Origin of the sequence: Prevotella pallens ATCC 700821, assembly GCF_000220255.1 — a bacterium.
GTDB lineage: Bacteria > Bacteroidota > Bacteroidia > Bacteroidales > Bacteroidaceae > Prevotella > Prevotella pallens.
This window is the reverse complement of the sequence record NZ_GL982513.1, coordinates 918,803-933,232: the sequence shown is the minus strand read 5'-3', so window position 1 is coordinate 933,232 and position 14,430 is coordinate 918,803. Positions and strand designations below refer to the sequence as shown.

Sequence of the window (14,430 nt, the reverse complement as noted above, 5' to 3'; positions counted from 1 at the left end):
TGCAACAGAAATGGAAAATAAAAAACATAAAAAAGCCTTGATTGATATCACATCAATCAAGGTTCCAATACTAAAACTAAATTAACCACTAAAAAAACTGAGACAAAGGTAATGATTATATTTCATACTACCAAATATTTCTAATATTTTTTTTGTATATTTTTTTGTACAGAAATAAATAAACAAAATGCAGCAATTTTTCTATTAGTAGTTTAAATACTAATAAAAAAACGAATATTGTAAATTTCTACCACAAAAAGAATGTATGTTTATCCTGGTAATAGGATAAATATGTTATTTAAATAATGGTATTTTTATAACTCTTTACCCTAAAACAACATCTAAGGTCATCATTAATGCGAAACCAATTGCAAAACCAATTGTAGAAAGATTAGAATGTTCGCCTTCTGAAGCCTCAGGAATAAGTTCTTCTACAACCACATAAAACATTGCACCAGCAGCAAAACTTAATAAATATGGTAGAGCTGGCGTTATAGTACTAGCCAAAAGAATTACAAGAATTCCGCCAATTGGTTCAACAATACCACTAAGAGAGCCTATTATAAACGATTTTAAACGAGAATTTCCTGCTTCACGCATTGGCATAGAAATAATTGCCCCTTCAGGAATGTTTTGAATAGCAATACCAATTGCCATTGTCATTGCAGCTGCAGTAGAAATAGCACTCCCAATTTGTAAAGCTCCGGCTAAAACAACACCAACTGCCATACCTTCTGGCAAATTGTGAATAGTAACTGCAAAAGTTAACATTGCCGTACGACTCAATTTTGTATGTGGTCCTTCTGGTTTATCACTTCCAATATGAAGGTGTGGAGTTATATAATCGATAAGCAATAAGAAAGCTATTCCGATAAGAAAGCCAACCAAAGCTGGAATTATTCGTAAACGGCCCTGATCTGCCCACATATCCATAGATGGAATTATAAGCGACCATATAGAAGCTGCTACCATAACGCCTGAAGCAAAACCTAATAATGCTTTTTGCAAACGTGCAGGCATCTCGTTTCGCATAAAAAATACGAAAGCAGAACCTAACACTGTTCCCATTAGTGGTATTAATAAACCGAATATTGTTACTATCATTGTATTACCTTTCTTTATTTTTAATGCCTATTTTATAAGAAACTTATTCTTATTGTGTAGTGATATGCTTTTAAATCTTATAACCTCGGATATATTTATGGGGTAACTTCAGATTGCGTTTTCTTTCCTCGTAAGAATTCGTCCAGTATCCCAAAGCAAATTTTTAGCCCAATGGGCTGCAATAAGTGCTGAAATAATGGCAACAGCGGCATCAATCCACAAAATACCCCAAAGCATTGCACATACTATACCTATAACTATACCAGTTTTAGATAAGATATCGGATAGCAAATGCAAATAAACTGCATGGCTATTATAGTCGGCTATGCCTTTCTTATCGTACATTACACGTGCACAAATAATATTCGCTATTAATCCTATAACAGCAGCTATTATAGCAAAGTTATGATTTATGATATGTTCTGAATGTCCGCCCAAACGTTCAAATGCTTCTACAACAATAAATATAGCCGTTGCAAGTAAAAATATACCACTTGCGAAAGCAGATAGGTTTAATATCTTATTTGTATCGTAACTTTCCGACTGTTTATTTTGCAAACGACGCACTAAGATGTATGCTGCCCAATTTAATCCTAATATTAATTCATGAGACATTAGGTGAATTGCATCGGCTAAGAGTGCCATAGAATGCGAAACTATACCAACAGCAACTTCTATAGCCACTATAAATAATGTAAAAAGCACTACAAAACGTACACGTTTTTCTTGTTTGGTTGTCTCTATATATTCAGCTTCCAACTTATTTTTTCTTTTTAATGATTTCTTATTGTATTGTGCTTTATCCCTTCAAAGAAAATAGTTTGTAGAACGAAAATAACTTTTGCGCTTATTCGTTTCTTATAGCATTGAAATGTTTTAGTGCATTCCAAATACCATCTTCGTCTACTGATGTTGTAACATAATTTGCAACTGCCTTAACATCATCATTTGCATTCCCCATAGCAACACCAATTCCTGCAGCTTTTAATATTGAAAGGTCGTTTCCTCCATCACCGAAAGCAATACATTCGTTAATATCAAGTGCTAATTGCCTTGCTACTGTAATTAAAGCATTTCCTTTGTTAGCTCCTTTTACTGTTATATCGGTAAATGCAGGGTGCCAACGTGCCGAAACGCAATGTGGAATCTCTGGCATTATTACTTTTTCTTCGTCTTCTGTAAAGAAAGGTGTCATCTGCAATATTGGCTGTCCTTTTAAATTGGCTATAGTTTTATTTTCATCTACATTGTTTACGCCTAATTCGTTTACAAATACATCGGTAAAAACTTTTTTGTAATTATGTATTATCACCTCTTTCTTTCCACATACAGCAACACAATAATTGCGTTTTTCTGCATCTGCTAACATTGTTTGTACATCACTTTTTGGTATAGGAGAAAGCACAAACTCACGATTTCCCATAAAACAGTAGGCACCATTAAAAGTAATATATCCGTCTACTAAATGTTTTATATCGTTAATATTATTAATAAGCGCAACTGGTCGCCCTGTTGATATAAATATTTTTATACCATTTTGCTTTGCTTTTGTTAAAGCACTGATTGTTGATTGTGGAACTTTGTGGGTTTTAAACGATATAAGTGTACCGTCTATATCAAAAAAAGCAGCTTTTATTGTCATATCCTATCTTTTTACGAATGCAAAGGTACTAAAAGATTTTGTTATATAAGTGTGATAAAGAAAAATACCAAGAAATGGGGAGAGCAAGGAATAATAAACCTATTACTTTAAACTTATATTTATATGGTATATTCTATCATAATAAATAAAACCGCTAAAGGAAGAAGTTTATTAAGAATAAGTTATAATTATAATTCGCCAAAAATATAATTATAATTCACCGAAAATATAATTACTATTTTTTAATTTATAATTAAAACTGCAAGGACTTATAATTACGAAGTTGTAGTTTTGAATTTTGGCTCTTATTTTCTTTGCTGTTTTACTTATTTTATAGTCTTCTTTCTGGAGCTTATTGTCTTCTAAAATTTTCCCGTTTTGAAGAATAATATTTCAGAAGAAGTGAGCTTATCCTATTTTACAACTAAAAAATAAATCAATCGGTTATATTAACAACCTATCTTAAAACAAATTCTACTTTTATTCTACAAATATTGTGGTAAAACTTACTTCTTAAAAGCTAAACAGTTCAATCTCTTTTCAGAAGAACAACCCTATTGGGTATAAAAACTGTTGCCTCGTCTCCAATAGTTTCAAATACCCATAAACTTTTCCAATGTTTATCTTTCCAACAATGTTTTTTGAGTTTTCTGAATAAAGATTGTACTTTGCTTTTAAATTCAGGAAACTCATTACTTGCAAAATAAACCAAACGCCCTTCTACATATATATTTTCATCTCTATTTTTTGAAGGAGTGTACTCTAAAATAGGACTAATATACGTACTTACAAATCTGTCTTCATCTTCTATTATAAGCTCTTTCTCTTTATTTGATGTTAGCAATAGCCTTTTACCTACAAATGGTGTAAAACCAGATATATTTTCAATGGAACATTCAAGGGGCTCTTTATTATTTCCCCAATACTCCCTTATATAAAGAGAACCAAAACAATTTAAGAGTTCTTGTTTTATAATTTGCTCTCCCTTTTCATTTGCAAAGTAATTGAATTGTATTGAGCTCATAACTAACTATAACTGTTTTTTTAATTTTCTTCTTGTTCTTTTTAACTTTCTGCATTACTTAGGTACTATAAGGTTACACATTATTTTTATAACAGAAAACTATTCTTACATATCATCTAAAGTTTCCCTAATATTCATAATGGCTTCTTACCCTATTTATAATGCACAAAAGTTATATGTTTTTAAACTAAAGTACACAACTGCAAATGTAGTTATTTATGCAGATATTCTATGTTTTCATTTGCAATATTTCTTTTGTTCATTAAATTTTGTTTTATGGTTTATTCATTTTCTTAGTTACTTCTGTAGTCTTTACGGCTACAAAAAAGGGATTGTATTAAAATATTCAATACAACCCCTTATTTTTTTATTTATTGTTCCCAATAATATGGGAAGTTTCGTCTATTATTTCACTACAACTTTTTTGCCGTTAATGATATAAACACCTTTCTTAGTTGCAGCTTCAGCTGGAAGACGGCGACCTTGGAGGTCGTAAACAGTCTTTATTTCTGTTTCGTTGTTATTGATGCCGTTAATACCAGTTACAAAATCGTTATTAAACAAGATATTAAGTTTGTTTAAACCATCATGTCCAATAATATATGCACGGAAAGCATCAACTGTTGCAGCTGGTTTTAGCTCGAATGACTTAGCATCAGCAGAGAGAACATAACCATTTTCGCCTAAAGTTGTCTTACCAGAAGTACCTGCAAATATAAAGTTATTATTGTTTACAGCGCTGAAACGTGAAACGTTGTCAAGAACCTGAACATTATTTGCGCTAAAAGTGATATTCTTTCCTACAAGAGTTTGTGGAACAGCCATCAAATATGGAACATTGCAATTGAATGTTTCGTTAGCATAAACAAAATTCAAGTTGTCTGCATTAGAACCAGCAAACTGCATCAAATAGAAATCGTTAGCTTCACCATCTTTAACTTGCCATTTTAAATTCTTAGTTCCATCTGTTATAGCAGTTGGATTGAATGGAACATAAATAGCTTCGTAGTTTGTTTTTCCATCAGAAGCCTTGTCGAATTTACGTGTGTAAGAAATTTGGTCGGCAGTAAATGCAGAAGGACAATAGAAGTCGTTACCATCGGTAAGAACAACCTTCGCAGCTTTTCCATCTACAATCACATTTTGTGCTGGCAAACCTGTAGTAGATGCCTTATCAGAATCTACATAATATAGCACATTCGGATTATTATTTCCTTCAACAGCTGTGAAATTACCACCACGTAAGTCTACTGCAGCTACAGTTTCTGGAATTTTTATGGTAGCAGCTGGAGCATAACCTTGTCTAGAACCATCGCCATTATACATAACGATACCTTTCTTTACTGTTGTATACTTAAATGAACCAGACTTAATTGCTAATTTCTGACCATTCATGTATGTTACAACTAATACATGCTGACCAGGTACACATTCATCGAATGAGAAATTGATTGTAGTTGATTCACCTGGTTGAAGAGAAATGTCTTTAGATGTGCCAAAAGCTTGGTCAGCATTTACGCTAGAATTTACTCTTGCTATTGTAAGTTTGTCGCTGAATACGCCAGTTCCGTTATTTGTAATTTTAACGCTACCAGATATTCTACTATCGTAGATAGTTGAACCAGAAGCACCGTTCAAAGTATATGAATAAGCTAATTTTTCTGGTGCAGTAGATGCGCTCACAACATTAATTTTAGCAGTACCAAGTGCTTGATAATTGCGATAATCTTCGGTTACACAAAGAGAAATATTATGCTCGCCAACTTTATCTGCATAGAAGCCCATTGGTATTTCTATACTACTATTTGCAGGAATTGTAATAGGAGCTTGAGAATGAACTTGCTTTCCAGCTTTTCCTGCCGCATTTGTTGTTTCGTATACCAAATAAACTGTAGTATGAACTTCGTGATCGCCTACATTTTTCACAGTAACATTCACATTATTCATTTTGCCAACGACACCACTTGATGTTACATAGAAATTTGAAGCTCTCAACTTAGTGAAATCACCATAATTTTCATATCTTAGTTCAGTTGTTTTACCTGTAGCATCAACTGTTACTGTAGCATAAACATAGGGATCGTACAGCCATCTGCCATTAGTATCTTTTGGACGTTGAATAGGAGTTACTTTATATACACCTGCAGTATTTAGTCCTGTTACCTGAACAGTATTTCTTCTTAAATAACCAGATTCTACAGTCATTGTAGATAGCGCAGAAATTGGAGTAACATTTCCATTATCTTCTATTTTACCTAAACCAGTTTGAACAGCAACTGACTCATTATTAAAGTTAGATAATGTATATGAAACTGTATTTTGATATTTTGACACGCCAGTAATGTCTGGTTGTAACATTAAAGTAATAGGGTTACCTGATGTATTAGGAGAAAGATCCACAATTGCACTTTGTCCCATACCATAACCGTCAGAAGTTGAACTTGCTCCAATACCAGCAGTACTTTCTGGATTAAGAATAGCTACTTTAAAATATCCGTTAGATGAGCCACCCCAACCCCAGTTTACATGGAAATATCCTTTTCCATCATATCCATCGAGTACAAAACAGTGTCCACCTCCAGTAGATTGACCACAGAATATTACAGGACGTCCTTCTGCTATTTCATTATAAATTCTTGTTTCAAAGTCTGCTAAATTATAATCTTCGCGCATAATGCAAGAAGCATTGTAATTGAAATACTTATTTAGAGCTGGAGCAATAGTAAAGTTTGTAGTACCAGAGCCACCATTTATAGCTCTATCGTATTCCATTTTAACAGAACGACCAACATACGACATAAGTTCAGCAACAGCTTTTCTTTTTTCTGTTGATGTATTTGCACTATATGTTGCTTCTATATTGTCCCAATCTATTTTAGTTCCGGCAGCAACACCGTCTACAGAGATTGTTTTATATTTACTCTGACCCAATCTTGCAAGGTTTTCGTGAACATTACATTTATAAGGGCTCATTGTGCTCATTACTTCGCTTGGCCATTTATATTTAAACATTGCTTGCGCCATAGCTGTAGCAACACAACCTGTTACAAGTTTTTCGCCAGATGTGCTATATGGATCATCAGGACATAAATCGTTATAAGGAGAATCTTGGTTCCATAACGATCCTACTATTGGAGCAATTGGAGTTCTTGCTTCCATTTTACTAGGAGCTTTCGCAGCCTTTTTTACATTATATTTATCTAATAGGCTGATTTCTTTTGCCATTCCGTCCATAAAGCTTCGCATATTTTCAGACAAATTGTTTATGTCGAAGCTTGTTGTTGTACTATAACCTAGGATTTCAGAAGTACGATCATCGCCCGATACTATAACAAATCCTTTTCCATCTTGAGCATTAAATACATAATAAGGTGCTGTTGCATTAGCACTTTGTGCATTCATTCTCGGAGCATAGGCAGCATTTGTTCCTTTTAATTGCTTACCATACTGCTGTAAAAACCTTTTAGCAGTCTGGCTTGCTGTGCTTAACTTCACTGGTGCTGCCCACAAAACTGGTGTAAACAACAACAAAAGAAGCAGGCTCGTTAGAGTTTTTTTCATGTTTGTGTAATATTTAAATGAAACTTAGTATTAAAATCTGAGATTATATTTCTTCAGTGGTTGCAAATTTAAATAAATAATTGCAAACCGCAATACTTTAAATGCAGTTTTTTAAAAAAAACTTTCCATTTTGCTAAGAGAGTTATGAAAAATTATGCTCCTTTTTCATAATATTTCAACTCATTAACTCATTGTTTATTCGCTATACCTCTTTCGAAAGTATATTAGTAGTTCCTGAAAAATTAATTATGATTTTTAATTTTGTAATTATAAATCGCTTAGTTTCTTATTATATTTTTCTATTTTCTTATTATATTTTCATTCACAATTATAGAGTATTGATTATTAACAATTTACTACTCTATTTCTTATTTAATACCAAATTGGGATATTATACCTAATATCATTATATTTTGCTTATAATCTTAGCTACTATCTTTCTTCATTTTCTTGCCAGTTATCTTGATTGACTTTATAACTTTACGCAAACCGTTATGCCTTTACAATAGAGTTTACTGGTTTGCTTAACACTAAAACAAAATCTAACAAGAATTTAAAGGGCATTTTAGCTGAAAAGAGCCGTAAGACTTTGCGTTTTCAGTAATTTTAAGTATTTTTGCACTATGATATTCTATTTTTCAGGTACTGGGAATAGTCATTGGGCTGCAACATTGTTAGGAAAGCATCTCAACGAACGTATTGTTTCTATAAGTGAACTTACTGAAACTGATACTAAATTTGTTTTAGAAAAAGACGAGATTGTTGGTTTCGTTTTTCCTGTTCATGGTTGGAGAGTACCTCGCATTGTATCTGATTTTATGCAGACTCTTGAGTTTAAGGAGGGCGATTTTCAGAATAAAAATAGCCATTATACCTTTTGTTTGCTAACAGCTGGCGATTCTATTGGCCGTACTATGGAGCGTTTTGTAAGCGAACTAAAAGAGGTGAAAACTGAAACCACATTAGAATTAAATGCTGTTGAAGCGATAATAATGCCAGAATCGTATGTTGGATTGCCTGGTATGAATGTAGATAAACCTGAAAAGGAATTGGAGAAGATAAAATCTGCCGAAAAAGTTATTGACCGTTTCGCATCAATTGTCGATAGAAGAGATTTTAGCCAAAACAATCTTCCTTTAGGTTGGAAGAATTTGAAACGTGGTCCGATACCCGATTTCTTTTCAGGACCAGTAGGAAGTTTCTTTACTCGTTTTCTTATTACAGATAAACCTTTCAAAGTAGAAAGCAAAAAATGTATTCGTTGTGGAATATGTGCGAAAGTTTGTCCTGTAGAAGATATTGATGGTGGGAAAGGAAAGACACCAATATGGAAAAATAATAAAAAATGCTTAACTTGTTTTGCATGTTATCATCATTGTCCAAGCCACGCTATTGAATATGGTAACCGAACAAAACATAAAGGACAGTATTTTTTTGGAAGAAGAGAGATAAATGTATATGTGAAATGAAACAGAATATATTTTTCTATTAATAATATAACTGAAATAATAAGAACTAAGATATAAAAATGAAAAGACTATTATTCACTTTCTATTTGATTGTTATAACAATCACAATAAAAGCTGCTAAAGCTGACCCAACTCCATTTACTATAATTCAGCCCGATGGTACAAAACTTACGTTGGTTTTACATGGAGACGAACATTTTAGTTGGATTTCTACGCTCGATGGTGTATTGGTTACTAAGAAAAATAAAGGCTATTATGTAGCAAAGGTTACATCTAACGGAACTTTAGAAGCAACAAACTTATTGGCACACAACGAAGAAACTCGAACTTCGGCTGAAATAAAGATAGCCAAAACACAGAAAAAAGTTTTATTCTTTAAGAATGCAACTCAGAAAATAGCAACTATCCGGCGTGCAATTGGTATAGGTCAGGCTTCTATTCCTTATTTTCCACACGAAGGTAGTCCAAAAGTATTAACTATCTTGGTAGACTTCGAAGACAATCCATTTACAGTGAAAGACCCTAAAGCTAGTTTCGAGCAATATCTTAATGGCGAAGGTAAGCCTGTTTCCTTTGGAACGAAAGAAGAATTAAACTACGGTAGCGTTGGACAATATTTCAAAGACATGAGTAATGGGAAATTCACTCCAAAATTTGGGTTAGTTGGTCCGTACAGAATGCCAAAACCGTTAGCTTATTACGGCAAAGATGCAGGAGCATCGCACGATGTAAACATAATGGAATTAATAAAAGATGCCTGCGAAGCTGTAAACGGTAATATTGATTTTAAAGATTACGATAGCAATGGCGATAAAATTATAGACTTGGTTTATGTTATTTATGCTGGTTATGCGCAATCTATGGGTGGAAATAAATCTACAGATATTTGGCCTAAATCGTCGTTCTCGTATGGAGGAATTAATATTGACGGATATACAATTGGTCGCTACGGTGTTAGTAATGAATTGAATGCGAACAGGACTTCTCCAACAAAAGATGGAAAAGTTGTGAAAATGATTAATGGTATTGGTCTTTTCTGCCACGAATTTTCGCATACAATGGGCTTACCAGATTTCTATCCTCTTACTGCAGAAGCACAAATTGATAATCAAGGAATGGAATATTGGGATTTAATGGACGGTGGAGAATATACAAATAATGGCTATTCACCTACTCCTTATACTCCATGGGAAAAGGAAGTTATGGGCTGGACTTCATTAAAAACACTAAAAGATAGCACGATAAACGTTACATTACAACCCGACGATGCATGGAAAATAGAGAGCGATAATAGCGATGAATATCTTATTGTGCACAACATTCAGAAGAAAGGTTGGCACACTGGTATTGCCAAATTAGGGCATGGTATGCTTGTTTATCGTATAAACTATGGTAAAAATAAGGTGAATATGTACGACCGCGTGAACGATATTCCAGGAAAACCGGGTATGACTATTGTTCCTGCCGATGGTATATTATATTCTAGTTATACAGCAATTACAGACGAAGAACACAAAAGATATAAAGAAAGCCATGCTAGCGACCCTTTTCCTGGTACACATAATGTTACAGAATTAATGGAAGTACAACTAAATTTAAGTACGTTAAAGAAACCTCTATATAATATAAAGGAAGATACAAACGAACAAACCATTACTTTCGACTATCTTAAGAAGCCAAATCCTACAGGTATTAGCACAGTTTCTAAAAATGACAATCCTACTTATGAGAGAATTTATACGCTCGATGGGCGATATATGGGTACAAATGAAACTGAATTGCCAAAGGGAATATATATAAAAGGTGGAAAAAAATTGATGAAGTAAATAGAATTATACACATAAAGCACCTGAGTTTTTTAATAAAACAAACAATAACAAATCAACGTATTAATAATAAAAAAACGAACTTAATTATGAACAAAATTTTACGTAATGTATGTGTTACAGCATTGGCTATGATTGGTATGATAGCTAATGCACAAACTGTGGTAACATTCGTTCCAAACGAAACAAAAGGAGAATCTAGTGCAAATGATTCACCAGACAAAATGACAAAAGATGGAATTACTATTGGTTCTACAGATGCTGCTTTCAATGCAAATGGCAACAAACACTATCGTTTCTACCAAAATTCTACAACAACCATTACATCAACTGCAGGAAATATCACAAAAATAGAATTCACCTGCGATATTGATAAAAAGGGGAAATACGGAAGTAATGGCTTTGATGGCACAGAAGGTTACACCTTTACAGAAGATAAAAAAGAAGGAACATGGGTTGGTAATGCAACTTCTGTTCAATTTGCTGCGAAATATCAGGTTAGAGCAAGTAAAATTGTTATAACTATTGGTGGAAGTTCTAATCCCGTAACTGTTAGTGCTCCTACAATAGATGGTACAACTCCTTTTATAAACAAAACAACCGTTACTATAAATGCGGCTGAAGGTGCTAAAATTTACTATACAACAGATAACAGTGTTCCTACAACTACATCTAATTTATATAGTGCTCCATTTGAACTTACAGCTACTACAACTGTAAAAGCTATTGCTGTAAAAGATGGTAAAGAAAGTTCTGTTGCAGAAAAAACTTTTACGAAAGAAGAACTTGCTGTTGCTAACTCTATTGCCGAATTTAAAGCTCTTGGAAAAGATCAATATGGCATATTAAAACTCAATGCTGCAAAGGTTCTTTACACATGGACTTCTAATAACGGTAACACAAGTGTATATGTTCGCGACAATTCTGGTGCTATTCTTCTATACAAACACTCTTTAGGTTTGAAAACTAACGAAGATCTTAACGGAGAAATTGCTGGTCAGTACAAAGAATATAATGCTATTCCTGAATTGATTGAAATAGATGGTGTAACAAATATTAATAAGCTTAACCACGTAGATGGCGCTGCTGCAGAACCAAAAGTTATAACACCTGCAACTGCTTCAGAAAAATTGTGCGACTTAGTGAAATTAGAAAAAGTGAAGATTACAACAGAAGATTCTAAAAAATATTATGTTGTAGAGGGCGAAAAGAAAGTTCAACTTTACAACGGTTTCCATCTTTCAGACTTCGATAATATGGCAGGATTTGCAAATTCTGACGATTATGATGTTGTAGGTATTGTTGCTTCTGTTTACAAAGGTACACCTTCTATAAATATTATAAGCATTAAGAAGAATGTTCCAGATGCTATAGAAAACATAGAAGTGGCTAAAAACGAGAATGCACCAATATACAATCTCGCTGGTCAGCGTGTAGATAAAAACTATAAAGGTGTAGTAATTCAGAATGGAAAGAAGTTCATTAACAAATAATGGATATTAAATTACGATAGATTACACCCTATAACATTAGAGGTACTTCCCATAAAAAGAAGTACCTCTTTCCATAAATACTAAGCATTATTACCCTACTCTCTTAAAAACAAAAGGCTATAAAACAAAAGACACATACCATTTTAAGAAAACGTATTTGTGTTTGCTGTAAACTAAAAAAGAATGGTAGAAACATTATAATTAAAAACAATTACGATATGAGACAGGAATTTGTTTATTTAACAGAACTTGGAAGAATGCCCAATGAATCGCTCTCAGACGATGAGTCTATTGACAAGTTAATTAATCTCTACGATGAGCTTCTTGAGAATATCACATTGCCTCTTTCGTACGAAGAAGCGTTGGTTTTAGTTCGTATATTCCCCGAATCAGCATTTTACGACCTTCAATGGGCGCTTTTACGATTGGTAGAATCAATGGTTAAATATGAAAACGAGGTTAATTATCTTCACTTAATTAGGCAATGTCCAAGCGAAGAATGGAGAAATGCTATGATGGATAGATATAAGAACTGGAAGAAAACAAACAGTAAAGAGAAATGAAAAACTAAAGAGAAGAGGAATATTTCTCAACCTTCAAACAAATGAGAAAAATGTTTTAGAAAAAAGCAATTACATTTTATCAAAAAAATAATTATGAATTAAAAAAATATAATTATAAATTCTGATTTTATAATTATATTTTTTGGCAAAAGCACTTTATACTTTCATTGTATCCAAATATTACATTGCTATTTTGTTTCCTACTTTAACAATGGAATATTTAGCAGTCGCAATATTTGTATGCAACTACTTAAAAATAGTTTATATTAGCATTATTGTCTAATTAGGTTTCTTCCTGCATCAATACGCAAGAATATAAATAAAAGCAGTGTGAATCCCCATAAAGAAGAGCCTCCATAACTAAAAAATGGTAGCGGAATACCAATAACAGGAGTCAAACCGAGCACCATTCCAACATTAATAAACACATGGAAAAGGAAGATTCCTGCCACACAATAACCATAAACTCGTCCAAATTTAAAAGGTTGCCGCTCTGCCACATACATTAATCGAAGAATTAAAGCCAAAAATAACAACAAAACTGCGGCAGAACCGAGGAAGCCTTCTTCTTCGCCTACGGTACAAAATATAAAATCGGTGTCTTGCTCTGGCACAAAATTTAGCTTAGTTTGTGTACCATTTAAGAACCCTTTTCCTTGCAATCCGCCCGAACCAATAGCAATTTCGCTTTGATGCACATTATAACCAGCTCCTGCAAGGTCTTCGTCTAATCCTAATAATACATTAATTCGCACACGTTGGTGTGGTTGCATTACATCGTTTAACACATAGCTTGCAGAATAAAAGAACGCAATAGACCCAACAGCAAATAAAGCAATAAAAAAGTAATGACTAATGCGTGTACTCAGTGCGTTATAAACCAAATAACCAATTAAAGCAGCAGAAATTACAAGTTGTACCCAAACTATATCGAACGGTATAACAAATTCGGAGAATAAAAAACATAGCAAAGTAATACCAAAAGAGAATAACAACATTTTTTGTACCTTCGCCTTATCGTATAAATACGTCCAAACCATACCAGCACTAAATAGCTGAACAAGCAACAAAACACAAAATTTTCCTACAGATGTTGGCGTATCCCACAACATAACATCATCGTATTTCACACCTACAACGAAATAAACAATCATTGCAACGCCAGTAAAAAGAAACGAACCAGGCATTCCTTCTCTATAAAACATTAAGAAAAACGATAGATAAACAAGTGCCGAACCAGTTTCACGTTGCCCTACAATACACAACATTGGTAGGATAATTATACCTGCAGCTGCTGCCAAATGTTTCCAATTAGAGATAGTAAAACCGTATGCCGACATAAATTTTGCTATTGCTAAAGCAGTTGCAAATTTAGCAAATTCGGCAGGTTGTAACCGTAATGGCCCTAAAACAATCCAAGAACGTGAGCCTTTTATGGAATGTGGATTAAAAATTGTAAGAAATAACAGTAGTAACAACAACGCATAAATAACATAAGCAAATGTATCGTAAATGCGGTCGTCCATCATTAACAAAACAAATCCAAGACAAATAGAAGTTCCTATCCAAACAATTTGCATACCAGAACGCGATGATAACGACAATATATCTGTATCGCCGTATGTATAACTAGCACCACAGACACTTATCCAACCAAAAGAAAGTAATGCTAAATAAATACCTATCGTCCACCAATCTAATGAACGAAGAACTCCTGATTGTTTGTTCGATTTATAATTACCTGCCAC

10 protein-coding genes are annotated in these 14,430 nt (G+C 33.4%); 4 read left to right on the top strand and 6 right to left on the bottom strand.

The window, feature by feature from the left end:
* Positions 1-324: 324 nt before the first annotated feature.
* The 5 genes from HMPREF9144_RS03480 to HMPREF9144_RS03460 all read right to left on the bottom strand — a co-directional run bounded on the left by HMPREF9144_RS03480 (position 325) and on the right by HMPREF9144_RS03460 (position 7,331).
* Complete coding sequence (locus HMPREF9144_RS03480; RefSeq protein WP_006044482.1) at positions 325-1,104, bottom strand: ZIP family metal transporter; 780 nt, start codon at positions 1,102-1,104, stop codon at positions 325-327.
* A gap of 108 nt (positions 1,105-1,212) precedes the next feature.
* Positions 1,213-1,863: a cation diffusion facilitator family transporter gene (locus HMPREF9144_RS03475; protein ID WP_006044481.1), complete on the bottom strand. Its 651-nt coding sequence runs from the start codon at positions 1,861-1,863 to the stop codon at positions 1,213-1,215.
* An 88-nt stretch (positions 1,864-1,951) separates the two neighbouring features.
* Positions 1,952-2,746 (bottom strand): Cof-type HAD-IIB family hydrolase, encoded by a 795-nt coding sequence (locus HMPREF9144_RS03470; protein WP_006044480.1) that lies wholly within the window; start codon positions 2,744-2,746, stop codon positions 1,952-1,954.
* Positions 2,747-3,275: 529 nt separating this feature from the next.
* The gene (locus HMPREF9144_RS03465) at positions 3,276-3,770 is read right to left on the bottom strand and encodes a hypothetical protein (protein ID WP_006044479.1); all 495 of its coding nucleotides are present in this window, start codon (positions 3,768-3,770) and stop codon (positions 3,276-3,278) included.
* A 405-nt stretch (positions 3,771-4,175) separates the two neighbouring features.
* The gene (locus HMPREF9144_RS03460; protein WP_006044478.1) at positions 4,176-7,331 is read right to left on the bottom strand and encodes a C10 family peptidase; all 3,156 of its coding nucleotides are present in this window, start codon (positions 7,329-7,331) and stop codon (positions 4,176-4,178) included.
* 623 nt (positions 7,332-7,954) lie between these two features.
* On the opposite strand from HMPREF9144_RS03460, the gene HMPREF9144_RS03455 reads away from it, so the two are divergent.
* The 4 genes from HMPREF9144_RS03455 to HMPREF9144_RS03440 all read left to right on the top strand — a co-directional run bounded on the left by HMPREF9144_RS03455 (position 7,955) and on the right by HMPREF9144_RS03440 (position 12,682).
* Positions 7,955-8,800, top strand: a complete 846-nt coding sequence (locus HMPREF9144_RS03455) for an EFR1 family ferrodoxin (protein WP_006044477.1) — start codon at positions 7,955-7,957, stop codon at positions 8,798-8,800.
* A 59-nt stretch (positions 8,801-8,859) separates the two neighbouring features.
* Positions 8,860-10,626, top strand: a complete 1,767-nt coding sequence (locus HMPREF9144_RS03450) for a M6 family metalloprotease domain-containing protein (protein WP_006044476.1) — start codon at positions 8,860-8,862, stop codon at positions 10,624-10,626.
* A gap of 89 nt (positions 10,627-10,715) precedes the next feature.
* A complete protein-coding gene (locus HMPREF9144_RS03445; RefSeq protein ID WP_006044475.1) occupies positions 10,716-12,119 on the top strand; it encodes a chitobiase/beta-hexosaminidase C-terminal domain-containing protein in 1,404 nt (467 codons plus the stop codon).
* 218 nt (positions 12,120-12,337) lie between these two features.
* Complete coding sequence (locus tag HMPREF9144_RS03440) at positions 12,338-12,682, top strand: hypothetical protein (protein WP_006044474.1); 345 nt, start codon at positions 12,338-12,340, stop codon at positions 12,680-12,682.
* A 272-nt stretch (positions 12,683-12,954) separates the two neighbouring features.
* On the opposite strand, the gene rodA is transcribed toward HMPREF9144_RS03440, so the two are convergent.
* Positions 12,955-14,430, bottom strand: coding sequence for a rod shape-determining protein RodA (rodA, locus tag HMPREF9144_RS03435; protein ID WP_006044473.1), 1,476 nt, complete (start codon positions 14,428-14,430; stop codon positions 12,955-12,957).